14 protein-coding genes are annotated in these 18,002 nt (G+C 36.5%); 8 read left to right on the top strand and 6 right to left on the bottom strand.

The annotated features are described in order from the left end of the window. Window positions 1-67 precede the first annotated feature (67 nt). Both ACO1O5_RS11915 and ACO1O5_RS11910 read left to right on the top strand, forming a co-directional pair. Window positions 68-634 carry a GNAT family N-acetyltransferase gene (locus tag ACO1O5_RS11915; protein WP_486270462.1) on the top strand — a complete coding sequence of 189 codons (567 nt, stop codon included), beginning with the start codon at window positions 68-70 and terminating at the stop codon, window positions 632-634. 234 nt (window positions 635-868) lie between these two features. Continuing rightward, window positions 869-1,660 carry a hypothetical protein gene (locus ACO1O5_RS11910; RefSeq protein ID WP_486270460.1) on the top strand — a complete coding sequence of 264 codons (792 nt, stop codon included), beginning with the start codon at window positions 869-871 and terminating at the stop codon, window positions 1,658-1,660. Between the two features lie 103 nt (window positions 1,661-1,763). Here the strand turns inward: ACO1O5_RS11910 and ACO1O5_RS11905 are convergent, their stop codons facing one another. Together ACO1O5_RS11905 and ACO1O5_RS11900 are read right to left on the bottom strand one after the other, a co-directional pair. Then, window positions 1,764-2,207: a DoxX family protein gene (locus tag ACO1O5_RS11905; RefSeq protein WP_486270458.1), complete on the bottom strand. Its 444-nt coding sequence runs from the start codon at window positions 2,205-2,207 to the stop codon at window positions 1,764-1,766. A gap of 380 nt (window positions 2,208-2,587) precedes the next feature. Beyond that, complete coding sequence (locus ACO1O5_RS11900; protein WP_486270456.1) at window positions 2,588-3,334, bottom strand: hypothetical protein; 747 nt, start codon at window positions 3,332-3,334, stop codon at window positions 2,588-2,590. Window positions 3,335-3,577: 243 nt separating this feature from the next. On the opposite strand from ACO1O5_RS11900, the gene ACO1O5_RS11895 reads away from it, so the two are divergent. Both ACO1O5_RS11895 and ACO1O5_RS11890 read left to right on the top strand, forming a co-directional pair. Further along, the gene (locus ACO1O5_RS11895; protein ID WP_486270455.1) at window positions 3,578-7,390 is read left to right on the top strand and encodes a hypothetical protein; all 3,813 of its coding nucleotides are present in this window, start codon (window positions 3,578-3,580) and stop codon (window positions 7,388-7,390) included. Between the two features lie 89 nt (window positions 7,391-7,479). Next, on the top strand, window positions 7,480-8,037 hold the full coding sequence (locus ACO1O5_RS11890) for a hypothetical protein (protein ID WP_486270453.1): 558 nt from the start codon (window positions 7,480-7,482) through the stop codon (window positions 8,035-8,037). Window positions 8,038-8,109: 72 nt separating this feature from the next. On the opposite strand, the gene ACO1O5_RS11885 is transcribed toward ACO1O5_RS11890, so the two are convergent. Next, window positions 8,110-9,312, bottom strand: coding sequence for a hypothetical protein (locus tag ACO1O5_RS11885; protein WP_486270451.1), 1,203 nt, complete (start codon window positions 9,310-9,312; stop codon window positions 8,110-8,112). A 152-nt stretch (window positions 9,313-9,464) separates the two neighbouring features. On the opposite strand from ACO1O5_RS11885, the gene ACO1O5_RS11880 reads away from it, so the two are divergent. The 3 genes from ACO1O5_RS11880 to ACO1O5_RS11870 all read left to right on the top strand — a co-directional run bounded on the left by ACO1O5_RS11880 (window position 9,465) and on the right by ACO1O5_RS11870 (window position 11,545). Beyond that, the gene (locus tag ACO1O5_RS11880) at window positions 9,465-9,767 is read left to right on the top strand and encodes a DUF1330 domain-containing protein (protein WP_486270449.1); all 303 of its coding nucleotides are present in this window, start codon (window positions 9,465-9,467) and stop codon (window positions 9,765-9,767) included. Window positions 9,768-10,007: 240 nt separating this feature from the next. Beyond that, complete coding sequence (locus ACO1O5_RS11875; protein ID WP_486270448.1) at window positions 10,008-10,610, top strand: hypothetical protein; 603 nt, start codon at window positions 10,008-10,010, stop codon at window positions 10,608-10,610. An 86-nt stretch (window positions 10,611-10,696) separates the two neighbouring features. Beyond that, entirely contained in the window at window positions 10,697-11,545 is an 849-nt protein-coding gene (locus ACO1O5_RS11870; protein ID WP_486270446.1) for an alpha/beta hydrolase family protein, read from the top strand. Between the two features lie 138 nt (window positions 11,546-11,683). On the opposite strand, the gene ACO1O5_RS11865 is transcribed toward ACO1O5_RS11870, so the two are convergent. Beyond that, entirely contained in the window at window positions 11,684-12,040 is a 357-nt protein-coding gene (locus ACO1O5_RS11865) for a hypothetical protein (RefSeq protein WP_486270445.1), read from the bottom strand. Between the two features lie 692 nt (window positions 12,041-12,732). Here ACO1O5_RS11865 and ACO1O5_RS11860 point away from each other — a divergent pair. After that, a complete protein-coding gene (locus tag ACO1O5_RS11860) occupies window positions 12,733-13,983 on the top strand; it encodes a multiheme c-type cytochrome (protein WP_486270443.1) in 1,251 nt (416 codons plus the stop codon). 52 nt (window positions 13,984-14,035) lie between these two features. On the opposite strand, the gene ACO1O5_RS11855 is transcribed toward ACO1O5_RS11860, so the two are convergent. Further along, complete coding sequence (locus ACO1O5_RS11855; RefSeq protein ID WP_486270441.1) at window positions 14,036-16,420, bottom strand: GAF domain-containing protein; 2,385 nt, start codon at window positions 16,418-16,420, stop codon at window positions 14,036-14,038. Window positions 16,421-16,590: 170 nt separating this feature from the next. After that, the gene (locus ACO1O5_RS11850) at window positions 16,591-17,976 is read right to left on the bottom strand and encodes a S41 family peptidase (RefSeq protein ID WP_486270439.1); all 1,386 of its coding nucleotides are present in this window, start codon (window positions 17,974-17,976) and stop codon (window positions 16,591-16,593) included. Between the last annotated feature and the right edge of the window lie 26 nt (window positions 17,977-18,002).

Here is an 18,002-nt window from a genome sequence, read left to right as displayed (position 1 = left end):
AAATTTTAAATCAATATCAATTGCTAATTGTGTTTTCATAAATCATTCTGAAATTGTAAATTTATTTATGAAAACAATTCGTCTTGCAAGGCCTACAGATGCTGGTTCTATCCTCGATATTTATATCCCATATATTATCAATTCGGCCGTTACTTTTGAAACGGAAATCCCTTCCACGGAAAATTTTGAACAACGAATAATTACGTATCAGCAGAACTGGCCATGGCTGGTTTATGAAATGGACGGTGTAATCGCCGGCTACGCGTATGCCACTAGGCACAGGGAAAGAGCAGCGTATCAATGGTGCGCTGAAAGTTCTGTGTATATAAATAATGAGTATCAGCAGCGAGGAATAGGCAAGGCATTGTACAAAGTTTTGTTTGAGATATTACGACACCAGGGATGCAGGAACGTGTATGCCGGTATCACAATACCCAACGATAAAAGTGTTTTGTTTCACAAAGGCTTTGGCTTTACCCGGCTCGCCGACTATACAAACATTGGATATAAATTGAACAAATGGAACACGGTAAGCTGGTGGCATTTGCAATTGAACGATTATCCTGATAATCCTGCTGCGCCCATAAAATTTCCCAATGTGGTAACTTCGTACCTCAATAAAATTTTAGGGTAGCCGTTTTGGTTATTAAACTTGTTGAATTGAAATATTATGATTAATTTTCGTAACAAGTTTTATAATACTTTCTTTTTTCGTTTCCCTTACGATTTGGTGCTAACTTAATTCCCTGCTATTTGATCCAGAACTATGTCGCGTCTTGTCAAATCAATTTTCTGATAAGAATGAGTTGCAAACTTATGCTGGCATCTATACTAATTATTTATCCTTCATTACTAAAACTTCAAAAAAATGAAAAAGAGAATTTATTTCAAAAGATTACCGATTATGTTTTTTATTATGGCCATCATGCTGGGCTCCTTCAATTCAATGAGGGCACAGGATATTACCACTTATCAGTATCGGCATGTAGCTCCTGACAAGGTAGCTGAATTTATAAAGAGGGAAACGACTTACTGGAGCAAAGTAGCACGGAAAGCGATCGATGACGGCAAAATGAGTTTCTGGGCTCTTTTGGAAAAGGTAGGTGGTACAGATCTGGGTACTTCGTCAAACTATATGTTTGTAAATTCTTTCCCCGATATCAATGCAGATCTTAGCAAGGTCTTCGACCCCACAAAACTATTTCCGGGTGTGCCCATTTCAAAAATAGAAACGAACTCAATAAGTACAACAACCGCTGAAGTATTTATAATGGATAATGCGTGGGTGCAGGTGGCAAATGCTGTACCTGATAAAGATTTCAACTATGTTATGTTTAACTACCATAACTCGTCAGACCCTAATCAGTTTAATGCGATAGAAAAAAACAACTGGGGACCATTTATTAAGACCGCGATGGATAATAACCAGGTAGATCAGAAAGCCTGGGGCAATTCCATTGTGATATTGCCGACAGGAGGCAACATGAAATTTAATTGTTTATCTGTTGATCTTTATTCAAATTTAAAATCGGCGCTAAATCCAACCTGGAGCCCTAGCGTTACATTTCCCAGCACGGCGCTTGATTCACTTCAAAAAATATCCCTCAATCCGCCAGCACGAATTTTATACAGGATCGTAAAAGTTGAAGCAAAAAAATAAGTTTTAAATAAAAAACCTGGTTTTAAAATTGCCGGGTTTTTTTATTTGACTTTACATTTAAAGCCGGGTACTAGAAGGTTGCTTTTGTTTTCATTTGAGTATTTTAAGATAAGGGGACAAAGACATGATCAGGAGTCTTTAGTTTTTGAGAGTTGGAATTGGTGATAGACGATCTCACTTCTCTCTTTCTATTTATTTTGTTATAAAAAACATATGATATAGCTAATACCGCAAAAGCAATCAGCGGCACAATGGCTAATGCGCCAAACCCATCCACAACCCAGTGAGAAATAGCTGCGCAGATAAAATCGATTCCAAAACCCGCATAAGCCCATTCCTTGTACCTGCCTTTTATAAACGGTAAAATCAATGCTAAAGCTCCGGCTACTTTAAAAAATGTAAGCATCACCCTAAAATAATCGGGATACTGCAAATGGCTGATACCCTGCCTGGCCAATTCTGTGTTAGATGTTAATGCAGGAATAAGGCCATCAAACAAAACAATAAGCATAGTGGTAGCCCAATAAATAATTTTCGTCGTTTTCATTGCTAATTTTTTTAATAATCAATATTTTTTTGTTAGGATAAAATTATATTGATCACATTGAATCGATGATGTGCAAAAACGACAATGTGAGGGGTGAATGCGAAAAGATTCTGCTGACTTAAATTTTTTTGCGCGGAAGAGGGATGTGCAATTAAAAAAGTTTAGATATTAATAATATTTTCACCCGTCCAATACCCGTTGGAATGGCATACAAATTGCTTTACTCTATTTAATTAACATCAACATATACCAGGAAAAAATAAAGATTCTTTCCTGCAAAATTTTTTAACTGGGTTTCTTATGAAGTTTCGAAATCTCAAACGTAACTGTTTGAGATTTTTTTTATGTGGAGGAAAGGAAATGGTATTTAACCCAAGTCACTAATAGGTGTATGTTTTTATGAAAGTATATGTCGCGCCATCCGTTATTGTCTCAGTGCTCAGCCGGTTGCTTCCATCGAAAGTGTAGGTATGACTGAGAATTATGGATGAAACGCCAAAACTATAGGTAGTAGTTTTTACCAGGTATTTGTTTACTGGAAAGTAAGGGGCGCCAATTACAATGGTATTTGCGAGCGCAGTATAATCAAAAAGTGTTACTGAATAGTTGTCCGTAGCTGATATTTGATTACCGTTGCTATCGTATTTATAATTGGTTGTATTAGCTAAAACGCCGCCGGTTAACACGGAATAATCATACTCTTTGAAAGTAACCAATTGTTTGGCGCCGTTGTAAATATATTTCTCTGTGGTGGTATCATTCGTATCGTTATATTGAAAAGTGCTGTCAACAAATGAATTGCTGTTAAGGAAAAACATTTCATGTATAGATAACGCATTAGAATTATAGATATCGCTGGTAAAACTACCGTTACCATAATTAAATACAATCTTATCCCCCGGATTCGTCTCGGAAGTCATGCTAAGAAGCCTGTTGGAGTTGTCATAGCTGAGATCGAAAGTAGTTACCGAATGCGTCCCTCCAGATGTTATGTCCTCAGTATATGTTTTTACCCTTTTGGAAGCGGTTGGTGTGGTGCCGCCGGGGTCCTCATTACTAAACTCTTTCTGACACGAGGCGAACGCAATGCAAAAAATAGTCCACAATCCTATCTTGATCGTTTTCATTGGTAGTAGTATTATTAGTTAAAATTAAGAAAATAATTTGCTCACCATTATCATTATGAAGCACCCTTTTGAATACGATTTAAGTAAAAGATACTCATTGTAAAGAGTATTAAACGATTTAATCGCCATTTCATTATCCGGGCTTAGGCTTTTAATAATCCTGACCATTAAAATGAAGGCAGAAATTATCTCGTTATTTTTACAAATTAAAATACAGAAATGATTGATTAATCCTTACTTTTTATGTCAACAAAAAGCCTTAGACCTTTGCGGAAGCATTTTATAAAGTTGGGTATCGGAATCTTTTGTGCTTTTATAATTGGCCTTGGCGCAGGATACGCCTGGTTTGTGCATAATTCAAAAAGCATTTTAATCAATCTTTTTAACGAAAGATCCGGTGGCCGGCTAAAGTTAAAGCTTGCTGAGGCAACTTTTGATTTTATTAATAGCGATGTAAATATTCGCGAAGCCAACATTTCAGGTACAGACAAGAATAATGGTCCTAACAAGTACCAGGTTAGTTTCAGGAAAATCAAATTGCACACCAATTCAATATGGTCACTCCTGTATCATCGGACATTGGAAATAAAGGAAATTAAAGCCTATGATCCAATTATTGAGGTTTACAACAATCATATAAAAAGTAGCGCTGATTCAACGAATCAACTTTCCATCGGTGCTGAACTTGGAAAAATATATAATTCAATAGAAGAAGGTGTTTCAGAGCTACACACTCACTCAATTTATATTATTAATGCAAAGCTTATTCTTAACAATCTATCACCCGGCAAAAAGCCAATTGAGTTGTCCAACATTTATTTCACCCTTAAAAAGCTCAATAAATACAGAGATCATCCCGGTCAGTATTTTGAGAAAAATGATATTGATTTTAGTTCTTCTAACCAGGATATTGCTTTTAGCGATGGCATCCATAAATTAATATTTAAGACGCTTTCTATAAAGCAGGCGAGGAGTATAATACTCGACAGTTGTACAATTATTGGCTTGCCAACTTATGAATCGGGAAATAGTTATTCCATTAGTTTTAAAAGGTTAGCGCTTGTGGGAGTTGATTTTAATGCCCTGGGTAAAAGAAATATTATAAGGGCAGATTCAGTTTATTGCGAAAATCCCGTCACCGATATCAACCTTAATTCTTCGAGAAGTGATAGCAGCAAAACAGCCAAAGGAATACCGGATATTGAAAATATTTTGAAAACTTTTTCTGGAAACCTGGACCTTCGTTTTGTTGGAGTAATGAACGCCGATATACATTTGAATGTGAAAGGAAAAAGAGCGCTGTCAAACTTTCATTCAGGTAAGGTTAACTTCCAAATAAAAAATCTTCGCATTAATCCCGATTCATCCCAGTTGGTATCCCTGGAGAGTTTTGACATGATGGTAAAAGGGTACAAGCTCTACAATGCTGATAGTACTTCTGTTTTTTCTTTTGATAGTGTCCGTTTTTCGAATGATAAATTATTGCTGAATAATTTTTCGGTACACACTGTGTCAGGCAAAAATAAAGCAAGGAACTACAGGGACTACAACGTACATTATTTTGCTCTTTTAGGTATCGACTGGTCTGAGTTGATTTTCAATCAATATTTAACAGCCACCAAAGCCATATTATACGACCCGGTTATAAATTTTAAAAAAGACCGAAAGGTTGAAATTTCCAGAAAATCAATGCTCTTTAATTCCACCTACACGTTTGATGATTTTATGGCGATTGACAAACTTGAAGTTATAAATGGAACCATTAACGTTAACTGGGGAATTAATAATTCTTTGCAATTAAACGGACTTAATCTTGGACTCCTGGGTAAAAATTTTATTGACATTAAACATGTACGTCTTTATAACGATGTTGAAACATTATCATTCACTGATGGTCTTCTTAAAATTGGCGATATAAATGCGCAATTGAAAGATGTAGTCTTTGATGCGAATAACGAGTTGCACGCCGGAGAACTGTTTATTAAAAACAATAGTGGCCAGATTGATTCGAAGATTGAAGATGTGACAATCAACACGCTCTATTCAGAAAATAACAATAAGAGTTTTGTAGTTGATGGCCTGCTGTGGAGAAAAGGCACCATAAAAGTAAATCTATCCGTTGAGGGCAAACGGCGTCACAGAAATACATCATTACTTTTAAAAAACATACAAGGCAGGCAAACTTCTTTGCAAATAGAAAAAAACGAAAATAAAGCGAATGCATTTATAAATGATGTTCAAATAGAATCAATATTTAAAAATTACGACGGGCCCGTTGAAATGAAGGGATTGCATCTTGCCGGGGAAGCATTGAATTTTGCAAATGGATCTATACAAGTGAAAACGACGAAATTTAATTTAAACGATAATGCGCAGGATTTTAAAGATGCTGTGTTTCAACGAAACGATAGTGCCGTAAGTTTAACTGTTTCTATTCCTTCTGTTCAATTAAAAGGATCTTTCAACCAATATTTTAGCAATGATGTTTTTCTTAAAAATGTTGTATTAGAATCTCCCGATATAAATTTCCGGCAACATAATGTGTCATCAACAGTTTTAAAAAGTTCAAACAAAGCTCCTTCATTTAAAATTGAACACTTAAATATTACTGAACCTGCTATCAATTTATTGCTGCAGGACAGTTTATCCCGCAGCAGTATTTTATTACCTTATTCTAAAAAAAGTATAATAAAGATAGATGACGTTGCGATTGATTCGGATAAAATTACCGCCGGTGATTTTACTTTGCAATCAGGCAAAGCAGCATACATTAAAGGAGATGAAAAAGTTGTGGATATTGACCGTAATATAAATGTAAGCCTGCAAAAGATTAACTACCCTTTCGCTGCAAACTCACGCCCGTGGCAGGCATTTGTCGCAGTATTAAATTTAAAAAATTCCAAAGGGTTCGCTTTCAATATAAAAGAAAATCATCTATTGTTGAAAGACTTGTCGCTGGGTAATGTAGCATTAAACAGCGATGCAATAAGAAATCCACTTAAATTACTTGCCGCAAATGCCGACGCCTGGTTTAGTACTTCTTCAGCAAATTATATCACTAAACATTCTTCGTGGCAAGTTGATAATGTAAAGTACAATGGGAATAAAAAGGAACTTATTGCAGATTCAATCAATTACCATCCATTAATATCCCGCGATTCTGCAATAGCATCGAGTCATTATCAAATGGATTATATATATTTTAATGCTGGCCAATCCTTGTTTGCCGGCATTGATTTGGTTAAACTATTCAATGAAAATTCCCTGGCGTTACAAACAGCTAATTTAAATCATCCATATATAAATGTTTACCGTGATAAATTTCCACCGATGTTGCCGGACGTTAGAAAAAAATTATTTACAGAACAAATAAAAAAAATTGATATGCCTCTTGCCGTTAACGAGGTTTTAATACACGATGGAAATGTAACCTATACGGAGAGAAATGCTAAATCGCGGCTTAACGGCACCCTGGAACTTACGCATTTAAATGGCAATATCAACAATATTAAGAATGATCAACTACTTCAAAAGGATTCTTTATCAATTAACATAGATGGTCGTCTTTTAAATGAAGCTCCATTCGAGGTTAATATACATCAGTCTTATAAGGATTCGTTGTATGGCTTCCGACTTAATCTGCGTGTAAAACCTGGCCCACTCTCTATTTTAAACCCTTTATTGGCGCCACTTTCCAACGTGAAATTTATTACTGGTTACTTGGACAATTTCCAAATGAATGCCATCGGGAATGAAAACGTTGCCTGGGGTAAAATGAAATTTTATTATCATAACATGCACATTAAATTATTAAAGAAGGGCGGAACCGAAAAAACAAAATTGTTGAAGAGTACCGAAAGTAATTTGGTAAATTTCTTTTATGTGAGAAATAATAATACGTCGAGAACCGGCCTTATTTATTTCGAAAGACTAAAGGACTTTTCATTTTTCAATTACATGACTAAGATTATTTTCAGTGGAATAGGCACCAGTATCGGTGCCCACAGAAACAGTAAATATGAAAGGTTGTATAAAAAAAATGATCTGAAATTCTAGAGAAAGGGATTTGCTGCGTTCATATGCTGTATTGTTTTTGGTACCGAATATCTTAACAACTCAAATTCGATAGATTCTATCCAAAAGAAATGAAAAATAAAGGCTTTTTATTGATGATATTCACAGCCTTACTAACTGGTCTTGAAATATATATGGGATTGCATTTAAATGAAGCACTCCTCATGCTAGGGTTATTTTTTCTTTCATTTAGTATTACCCGTGTTCAGTATGTTCCTGATTTGTTATTTAAGGGAAATATTTATTTCAGGCTTGGCGCTATCTTCTTATTAAGCGCCTATATTCTAATGTTTATTGGAGGATTTCCTCAACACCGGATAAATCAATATCCCGAATTTTACGTCCACATCTTTATGGACTTGCTATACTTTGCTACCATACTAAGCCCGTTAAAGAAAAACAACTTTTTATTAAAATCAATTTCCTATTTGTATGTACTCTCCCAGGTAATATTAATGATCTTAGAACTCAAATCGTTAATAATATTTGTTTCAGCGGGTCATCGTTTATTTGATGTTGCGTTTAAAGTGTCATACGTTTTGCTCTGGGATACATTGAGAATTGCAATACTTATTATTTGCTTAAAGTTTGTAACGCACAAGGCCACACTATCAAAGCTGGCTAATTAACTTCTGCTTTGCCATGCATAATTAGTTGTATAAAGCGAAAAATGTTTTGATGCAAATTCACCATTGAACTTCTCACTCCAAATTCCTAACTTCTTCAAAATTTATTGGAATAACAACTTCTCTAATGCCCGCTTCCGCGTTAATAGCTTCATGTTTATCCTGCAGTTCTTTGGTAAGTATCTGTTTGGCTTTTTTTTCTGTAGGGGGATTTAACCTTTCTGCTTTTTCAAATTCTACTACTTGTTTCAAAATGTCTTCCGGTAAATCATTTGTACATTTTACAAGAATCTCTAAAAATTCAGAAGCAAAGAACTGGTCTATCTGTATTTTTCTTTTTGTGGTATGCGCAAATCTGCCGATTACCCTGCAGATATTATCTCTTTCTTCGGGGCTTAACTGATTTACAAATTCGTAGTCTTCAATTTTCTTCAATGATAATAAGATAGGCTCCAGTGCATCCTTGGTAATTACATAAACATTATAATCTCCCATGTTATAGGTTACTTGTTTTATAACATGAATGGTGCTGGATGGTACCACTAAAAAAATATCTTTTTTTACCCTATCCTGGTTGGCATATTTCTTCACAGTTTCCGACTGCGCCTTTATATATTTCGGGAAATTGATAAGGTCATCATTGGCAGGACACTTGGCATCGAAAATGATATATTCATCAGCGATTTCAATTGTGTTGTCGGGACTGCCACGAAAGGGAACCTCGTCAATATATTTTATCAAATGATTCTGGCAAATGATTTTTAAAGTTTGCTGCACGTTTATTTCATGTTCACTCCATTGTCGTTTTAATTTTTCGTTGGCAATTCTTTCTTCCTCTAATCGATCATCATGCAGCCGTTTGGTATCATTAACCAGTGTTTCTTTTATTTGATTAAGCTGGGTTATTTTATTTTCATAAGTTTTGGTTCTCTCTTCTTCGGTATTTTCAAATTTAGAATTAGCTAACGTTAGTTGTGAAATGGTCCTGTTTAATTCATCTATTTTATAATTTAGAGAAGTGATTTCTTCTTCTTTTTTATAGACAGACTTTTCAAATTGCAGAATGCTCTTTTGCAATCCTTCGCTTTGCGTGGTTACCTGCAATAATTTTTTTTCCAATAAATCGAGTTGATTCTTTTTATTAGTAAGGTCTTTCTGAAGGGTTTTAAATTCTTCAAAAGCATCATAACTTAAGTTCCTGACCTGGCGCCAGGAAAATAATCTTTGCCAAAATGTTAGTTCCCTTATCCTGGAAAAAAACAGGTTTAATTTTTCCATAAAAAAATATTAAAAAGACATGTTCATAAAACTATGAAACTTTTTTGTTTAAGGATATTTGCTTTTCATTATAGAAGAAAGACTAGATATAAAGTCGCGGAATTCCGCCCACAACTTTTATTAAGTTTGCAGCTCCAACAATCACCTTAGAAATGATTTTTATTACTCAATTGGTTTATATTATAGAAGGGCAGGAAAATGTATTTAATCAATTTGAAGACATTGCAATTCCCGTAATTTCAAAATATAACGGTCGAATGTTATTGCGGGTACGGCCAACGGAAAATACTTTGATTGAACATCAAATTGAACAACCTTACGAAATCCATTTAGTGGAGTTTGATACCGAACAGGATTTTGAAAATTTCCAAAAAGACGAGGAACGAAAGAAATTTTTGCATTTGAAAGATCAATCAATAAAATCTGTTTTACTTATTAAAGGAACGAAGATGTAAAATTGGGAAATTTTTTTTCCGCGACAATTGATGTGCCGCCACATGTTTTGTCGTTACAATTGTGAAATTCAATACAGAGATTGTAAACCAAAACATCGAGATTGCTGAAAAGAAGTCGCCGTGCTGTAATTAAAAGTACAACCTTTGTTAACTGCGTTGCGTTTAGAAAACATGATTTAGCGGCTGGTATTTATTATCTAAATTTGTTTACCGGAACATTCTTGTTTAGTGGCACCTTTTATGAAGTTTTCAAAACCATATTATTTCCTGGTTCTTGCTTTTATGTTGCTAACAATTCTGTTGCAAAATACTGGATGTTATAAAGAATACAGCATTGAAGGAATAGACACAACCGGGTTGGTAAGAGATACTGCCAGCCCGGGGCCAGTCGGCACTGTTAAAGCATTTCCCGATTGCTCGCTTTGTAATCCTGCAAGCGATATTTCCATTGGACACTGGAGTTTCAAAACAGGAAATTCGTTTTTATGTGGAGGTGCCACCAACCCGGGTTTTATTGGGGGCAATTCGAAAAAAGACTTCACTGTATTTGGGCCTTCAGCCTGTTCTGCTGATACGGGCTTGGTATTATCGGTATACCTTGACGTTCCGCTAGACCAGGATCGATCTAACCTGAGCACCAACCGAACCGCATTTTATTATTATGATAATAATGCGCCTAAAGACATATTAATAAGTTTGCCAACTGCACCATTCGTAATAAAAGTTCAAAATTTTGTTTACAATACGGGAGTCGTTACCGGCTCTTTCAGCGGGACCGTATATAATGTAAATGGAGATGCCGTAACTATAACCGACGGAAAATTTAAAGTAAAACTGAAATAAGAAATCCGGAGCTAGATTAGTTTGATAATATTAACCCAACTAATGAATTGTTATAAAAAGCTTTCTTCTTAAAATTTGTAAACGAAATGCTAATCGAGAAAAATATATTATTGAAAGGAGTTGACAAAATGCCAATGACGCTTGATATATTTATTGAGGATGAAACGATACGAAGGCCTGTCGTCATTTATGCCCATGGTTTTAATGGCTTTAAAGACTGGGGTAATTTTGATTTAATAGCTAAAAAATTTGCAGCCTTTGGTTATGTATTCGTGAAATTTAATTTTTCTCATAATGGAACCTCACCCGAACACCCCGAAGAGTTTGTGGACCTGGAAGCCTTTGGTAACAATAATTATTCAATTGAACTGGAAGACCTCCGCCTGGTGATAGACTGGATTTGTGCTCCTTCAAATAAATTCAGTCGGTCGATGGATCTTAGTCGCCTTACTTTATTAGGACATAGTATGGGTGGAGGAATAACGATGCTGCAGGCAGCAAAAGATAAAAGAGTAAAAAAATTAATTACCTGGGCAAGTATTAGCGAATGTAAAACTCCATGGGGTAATTGGCCTGCAGAAAAAATGAAGGAGTGGAAGGAGAACGGTGTTCAATATTATACAAATACCCGAACAAAACAAGAGATGCCGCTGCGTTATCAATTGTATAAGGACTATGTGACGAACCATGAAAAGCTGGACATAGAAAATGCCATCAAAAGTATTGATATTCCAATAATGCTTTGCCATGGCACAGTGGATAATTCTGTTCCAATAGCAAGCGCACTTAAGCTTCAAAGTTGGCAACCATCCGCGCAATTGTTTACTGTACAAAGCGATCATGTATTTGGACGAAGCCATCCCTGGACTTCTAATGATTTACCTCCCGCAATGAACGCCGTGCTGGAGGCAAGCCTGGAATTTTTAAAGGATTAAAAATTTCTGGTGGTAGGGTTTAAGTTATGAACTTCAGTGCTAACACGCATAAAAGGAGGGAAACCGGCTTAAATTGTTGCGTCGAATTATGATAAAAAAGGCCGCAAAATTGCAGCCTTTTATTATTAAGTTTTAATATTAATCGAGGTCTTGATAAAAAGACCTAAAAAGATAGACTTCTCCTGTGGCTGTTTCTGTGAGAATGATTCCTGTTATGACTGTGATGACCATAGTGATTGCCTTTGTATCTATTCCGACCTTCCCTGCAACCGTCGTGACCATATCCATGACTTTTACCTCGTTTGTTCCATTGGTCTTTTGAATTTCCTGCCATGCTATGGGAAGTTTTCGCATCCCCAAAGTCGCTCTTTCCCGACCATGTAGATTAGCAACTATTCGCATTGTTTGTTGCATTATTTTTTTGCGATGACCCGTTTGCGCAAAAGATGTGCTTACAAGCCCTGCGAAAAATATTAATGTGATAATCTTTTTCATAATTGTATTTTTTAGTTTGTGAATAGAAAAGGATAAGACGATGTTTGTACCGCCGGGCCTACCAATAGATTGGTAATACAGAATTGCAAGAGAATCTGCGGCGTTTAGGGGCATCGTTAGAACGTGTTGGAATATCCGGAGTTCACAGTTTCTTGCGTCTTCTTATCACGGACTATTTCCCCCGCGAAATTGTTTTTTCAAGCGCATAATAAAAGAATGAACTTAACGTTGGAGATTAAGATTATATGGTGTATTTTGGAATCATTAAAAATCCGATTTTGTCTCTAATAAAAAAAATTCAGGAATATCCTGATGTCGTTTTGATTGTGCTTGCTGCTATAACTATTTTTACAATCATTTTTTTATTGCATAGTTATTTGTAGATTATGCCAACACTCGTTCCTGAGTAAGTTGAAACCTTTCATTTCTTTTGTATACCGGCGGTGCTTTCTTAATTCAATATTGATTTTAGGCCCGGCAATTACTCAACGAATGTCAACTTCCTGTCTGATTCATTTTCGTTAAATTAAATGGGTGCCTTCTAAATTCTGATTATTGGTATTTCTTATGCGGGCTCAACATTATCATCAAATATTCCTATTGTTCCCAGGCAACCTACTTAATCATTATTCCGTATTTATAATTTTAAACAAAACAGCTTCTTGATTGTTACCTGATTATTACGCCGCATTATGTTTCCATATTTCAGAAAAATAAAAAAAACACATGTTGTAGTATTTGGAATACTGGTATTGCTGTATGTAGGAAATGTGATGTCCACTACGTTTAATGACGATCGAAACTGGAAGATGATACGGGATACAACCGATAAAAAATTTGCCGGTTCTGCTGTTTGCGCCGATTGCCACAAAGATATTTACGATACACACCTTATAACCGCTCATTATTTAGATTCACGGCCGGCCGATAAACAATTTATTAAAGGAAGTTTTGTAAAGGGTAACAATAGGTTTGTTTATAACAAATGGATGGAAGTTATCATGCGGCAGAAAAATGATTCCTTTTTTCAGCAGGCTTATATTAATGGAATCGAATATCAAAGTGAACGTTTTGATATTGTGATAGGATCTGGCAGAAAGGGACAAACTTATTTATACTGGAATGACAATAAATTATTTGAGCTTCCTGTTTCTTATTATACTAGTCTGAATAGTTGGTGCAACAGTCCGGGATTTCCCGACAATTTTATAAAGTTCGACAGGCTTATTCCTGCTCAATGCCTCGAATGCCATGGCACCTATGCAAAAGCAGATACGGATGCAAACGGCGAGACTTTTTACGACAGGTCGCAAATATTATATGGCATAGATTGTGAAAGGTGCCACGGACCTGCGGCGGACCATGTTGCCTACCAGCAGGAGCATCCTGAAGAAAAAACAGCGAAGTATATCGTTAGCATTTCGAAACTCGCCAGGCAGCAACGGCTCGATGGTTGCGCCCTTTGTCATTCAGGTTTTAGAATTCCAATAAAACCTGCGTTCGAATTTACAATAGGCGATACGCTCGATAACTATTCTCATGTAAGATATAATGAAGATAGTACTGCAACACTTGATGTGCATGGTAACCAATACGGATTGCTCACGGCGAGTAAATGTTTTCAAATGTCGCAGCAAATGGATTGTTCTTCATGCCATAACGTACATGTCAACGAATTTAATAGCCCCAAAATATTTTCGCAGAGATGCATTACCTGCCATACCAACACAAAACATGATAGTTTCTCTATCCCGCAGGACACCCATTTTCTATTGGCTGACAACTGTGTTGACTGTCATATGCCCATGTTGCCGTCAAAAAGGATAGTGTTAACAGTAGCCAATTCCAGCAAAGTTGTGCCAGATGTTGTACGCACTCATAAGGTGGGCATATATCCAGAAAAAACCAAAGAGTTTCTCGCAAACTTAAGATTGGGAAAATAGCAGAAAATAATTTGCACCGAAAAAGACAGTTTGCAGAAAGAATCCGGCTGTTTTAATTGTGACTTATTTCTTTTATTAATTCAACTGCTTTACTTTCTTTTAACCCGGTATTTTTATTGTACGAGATTGAAACACGCAATGCCTTCAGGCCCGTCATTCCCTGCAGGTCTTTAAGCGTGAGTGTTTCCACTTCAGAAGTGAGGTAATTAATAAATTGCAAATAATGAATATAATGCATGTATTCTTTTGCCTCCTTTTCATTCGAATAGATGATTGCGATTTTACCTGGCTGAGTGAGCCGCTCACCTGATTCCTTAACAATGGCTTTATCAATTCTTTTCTTTATTATCTCATAGCGGGCATTATAAGCTCCGTCAACATCAAACTTTTTTTCTTCCATTCTGAAGCGAATACTTAACGGCTGGCTATGAACCAAAATAAGTGAGCATACATCCAGCTTGGTTTTAAGTCGTGGTTTTAAACGATGTACTTCATTTTCTATTTCGCAGGTTATAATTAATTGCCACAATCTTAGATTTTGCAAATAAAGCTGGTGAAACTTTTTATTATTCACCATCGATTGTCCAATGTATAAATTGTGTTCCACACCATCAGACTTATATTTCTCAAAATAATGAGGAAACATTGTTTGTGCGGCCTGTTGGGCTTTATCAAGGTACGCGGAGATATTTTCGTTGATAAGCTTCACTGTCTCGTCGTAAGCTTTTCTTTTCTTATATAACAATCCTAATACCGGGTCAAGCTGCTTTTCGTAGTGCTGCAATGCCTCATGTATCTCGGTGTCCTGGCTGTGTAAGTAAGTAAATACCGGGTAAATTTCCTTCTTGAGAAATTCCAATACTATGTTCTCATCACCGGCGGATAATTCCTGGCTCAACTGCTGAATGTAACCATCTACCCGAAACCTAAGATCTTTATAGACAGGCAGCCCGAATTTTTTTACAGAAAGATTTAGAATGTTCTTGGCAAGGGACAATTGCTCAATTAAATCTGCCTGGATAGAAAGATTACGTTCGACGGAAGAACCATGAATATCAGTTTGCCCATATAACGGAAAAACATTTGTAAAAACAATGTCTTCCATTTTATCTTCATCAACATTCAACTTTAATTCGAGGAATCTCTCTGCAGCTTCAATAAAACGCCAGGCAACGGTTGAATGAATAGCAGTGCATTTTTGACGGATGATTGCGTCGATCTGATTTTTCATTTCATCCTGCGATCTTTTCATCGCTATAGTGAATAGCGAGATAACTTCCTGTAATTTGTAAACCGTGATCGTATTCAACGCATTGGGTTCACGCGACCCAACTTCGAGTATTCCAATTAGTTGATCATTATAAAACAAAGGCAAAGCCAGGTAACTTTTAAGGCCCAGCTTCGTAAGTTTTTTTACGAAGATATTTTGGTCAGGATTTTTCTCATCTATGTTTTGAAAGACGAGCGGGTGATTTTTTTCGAACATAAACAGGTTCGACTGGTTGCAAAATGCGTCGTCTATTTTTATATTCTTTTTCTCAGATATGATAATGCTGTTGCCAAAACCTATCGATTGCAACATTTCCCTGTCTTTATTAAATGAAATAAAACCGGTGCGTAACCCGGGTATGTGGAGCATGGCTCCCAGGTTCTCCTGTATTTGCTCAATGTTGGCGGGTTCGGTTAATGAATCTTTTTTTATTAAATCAAATTTTAATGCAGAAACAGATTCATCACGTGTTACATCGAAGAGTGTTAGGATGGTAAACCCTTCAAAGCTAAAACTGTTAGGAGGAATTTTTTTCTTCCATAATTCCGTATTTCCAAAGTTGTTGGTTAATTCGAGTATATCTTTTTCAGAGAGGGGTTTAACGTCAGGGCCTGGAATTACCTCGGTGAAATCAACATTTATAAAAGCCCTGTACCGGTGTACAATTCCTGTTTGTTTGTTTCGGATGTTAAAGAATAAATTGGGCATCAGGCTTAGGTTAGCTTTATAATAACCGTTAAGAACAGTTACACAGCTAAACATGTAAATTAGGTCGGGATCATTTTCGGGTATAATAAAATCACCCTGAGCGCTATCCAATATATTGGTAAAACGTTTGGTAAGGTTAAACACCATTGGCTTAAATGGAATACCTGCTGCCTTAATTTCGTTGGTAGAAGTGAGCGACGGAAAAAAAGGCGATAACAGGAGTTTAATATCTTCCTGGTATTTTTCAATAAGGTTGAAATCATCAAATGGGCCCGACAGTTCGGGAATCTTCTCAATTCTCTTTAAAATTTCTTTCGCCCTACTTGTTTCAAAAGAATGAGTTTCTGCAGCCTGGTCTTTCCACCAATCAATGAGTTTTTTAAAATTGATTTTCAATTGAAATGGCAAATCAATTTTCTCCGGCGCAAAATTGTGTTTATAATAATGGAGATAGGACATAGTAAGAATTTGAGAATTGTTAGGATTACAAATTCAGATCCGCGAATCATACGAAATGCAAAACTAAATAAAACCTCTAAAAGTTATTTAGCACACGTTACATTATACCAGCGAGATAGAAATACTTAAAATGCAAGACCAGGCCAGGAGCCATGCGATGGCGAATGCAGTTATCTCATCCCTCTTGCGTCAATCATTCCTTTAAATGATGCTTTATCCAAAGTGCTATTCGCGGCACTTACCGCAGGATCTTCTTTAATAATTTGTTGCGGACCCTGGGCAATAAAAGTACCTGTGGTAATATACTTAATTGCTTTTGCAAGACACGATTCCGAAGTATCACCCCAGTTTTTGTCGAGACCGTCTGCGACAATTGCATCGGGAGTAAATCCATTAAAATAAGACCCTGAATTGGCGCTGTTTGTCGAGCGGAAAGACACGGGGAATACATACCAGTCTCCGGCAGAAATAGGGAAAAAGCCAACGGGCTTTCCATCGGTATTGGTTGGGCCAACGAGCTTAACTGTCATGTAAGGCTTTAAATTGTTAATCAATAATTCGCTGGCAGAGGCAGTACTTTGCGAAACGATAAAAAGTATATGGTTAGGATTTAAAGGCCCCGCTTTGCTAAAGTATAAGGAGGTATTATAATTTTGGTGCTTATCATTAAAAGTTTCTTTCATCATCAACTGGTTATTAGCCGACTTGGGAGCGAGGTAGTCGGCAAGCTTTTGTTGCAGCGAAACGTAACCACCACCGTTGTATCGCAAGTCAACTACGATGTCACTCACATTTTTTGTGGAAAAGTTATTCATCACATCTTGAAGGTCGCTATTGATTTGGGCGGTATCACCCAAAAAAGAATTCATCACCATGTACCCAATTGTTTTTCCGCCAACGCTATAAACAGAATCGAGGTAGACAGTTTGCTGTGGGTAAGTAGTCGCATTTAGCGTCACATCGACCGTAGTGCCATTGGGTTTCAAAAATGTGAAGGTGGTAGTTGCGCTGTAAAAAACACTGTTAACGATAAAATCGGCATTTGCTATATTAATATTGGCGCTACCATTAATTTTTGTAACCCGCCAACCTCTTTGAACACCTGCAATGCCCGCAGGCGACAGCCGTTCCACTAATTTCACTCTCAGATCGCCATCAACCCTGAAAAAAACACTAAAGCCAAAATCGCCGTTTACTGAAACACTCTCGTTTGATCCGATTCCGCCACTAAGTTGATTCCAGTCAGTTTTTAATACCCCAAAGCTCCATTTGTCAACCGGTGAGGTGTATCCTGGTTCATTACTGTAGGCCCTTATTGCCGTCATAATAGCACCGGGATCGGCATAGCTTTGTGCATTAAAAGTTGAGGGAATATTATTATACCACAGGTAAAAATCCCTGGCATCGATTAATGCAGAGTCCCTGGCTTTTGCTGCCAAAGTAGTGGAATCTGTGGGCGGGGTCGTGCCCTGGGTGTCTTTATTTTTCTTGCAGGAAATAAATATTCCTGTAAAAAAAATAAGAATCACAAATTGAACAAAAGTTTTAATTTTCATAGTTTAATATCAATAGTAAATTAAGC

Source organism: Ginsengibacter sp. (genome assembly GCF_057362405.1).
The sequence above is the reverse complement of the archived record's forward strand: the minus strand, read 5'-3'. Positions and strand labels throughout refer to the sequence as shown.

What these genes read in the sequence shown, in the direction of transcription:
- ACO1O5_RS11900 (WP_486270456.1), bottom strand. Translation starts at nt 3,334, where the DNA reads ATGAAAACGATCAAGATAGGATTGTGGACTATTTTTTGCATTGCGTTC.
- ACO1O5_RS11870 (WP_486270446.1), top strand. Translation starts at nt 10,697, where the DNA reads ATGCTAATCGAGAAAAATATATTATTGAAAGGAGTTGACAAAATGCCA.
- ACO1O5_RS11910 (WP_486270460.1), top strand. Translation starts at nt 869, where the DNA reads ATGAAAAAGAGAATTTATTTCAAAAGATTACCGATTATGTTTTTTATT.
- ACO1O5_RS11860 (WP_486270443.1), top strand. Translation starts at nt 12,733, where the DNA reads ATGTTTCCATATTTCAGAAAAATAAAAAAAACACATGTTGTAGTATTT.
- ACO1O5_RS11850 (WP_486270439.1), bottom strand. Translation starts at nt 17,976, where the DNA reads ATGAAAATTAAAACTTTTGTTCAATTTGTGATTCTTATTTTTTTTACA.
- ACO1O5_RS11880 (WP_486270449.1), top strand. Translation starts at nt 9,465, where the DNA reads ATGATTTTTATTACTCAATTGGTTTATATTATAGAAGGGCAGGAAAAT.
- ACO1O5_RS11890 (WP_486270453.1), top strand. Translation starts at nt 7,480, where the DNA reads ATGAAAAATAAAGGCTTTTTATTGATGATATTCACAGCCTTACTAACT.
- ACO1O5_RS11895 (WP_486270455.1), top strand. Translation starts at nt 3,578, where the DNA reads ATGTCAACAAAAAGCCTTAGACCTTTGCGGAAGCATTTTATAAAGTTG.
- ACO1O5_RS11915 (WP_486270462.1), top strand. Translation starts at nt 68, where the DNA reads ATGAAAACAATTCGTCTTGCAAGGCCTACAGATGCTGGTTCTATCCTC.
- ACO1O5_RS11885 (WP_486270451.1), bottom strand. Translation starts at nt 9,312, where the DNA reads ATGGAAAAATTAAACCTGTTTTTTTCCAGGATAAGGGAACTAACATTT.
- ACO1O5_RS11865 (WP_486270445.1), bottom strand. Translation starts at nt 12,040, where the DNA reads ATGAAAAAGATTATCACATTAATATTTTTCGCAGGGCTTGTAAGCACA.
- ACO1O5_RS11875 (WP_486270448.1), top strand. Translation starts at nt 10,008, where the DNA reads ATGAAGTTTTCAAAACCATATTATTTCCTGGTTCTTGCTTTTATGTTG.
- ACO1O5_RS11855 (WP_486270441.1), bottom strand. Translation starts at nt 16,420, where the DNA reads ATGTCCTATCTCCATTATTATAAACACAATTTTGCGCCGGAGAAAATT.
- ACO1O5_RS11905 (WP_486270458.1), bottom strand. Translation starts at nt 2,207, where the DNA reads ATGAAAACGACGAAAATTATTTATTGGGCTACCACTATGCTTATTGTT.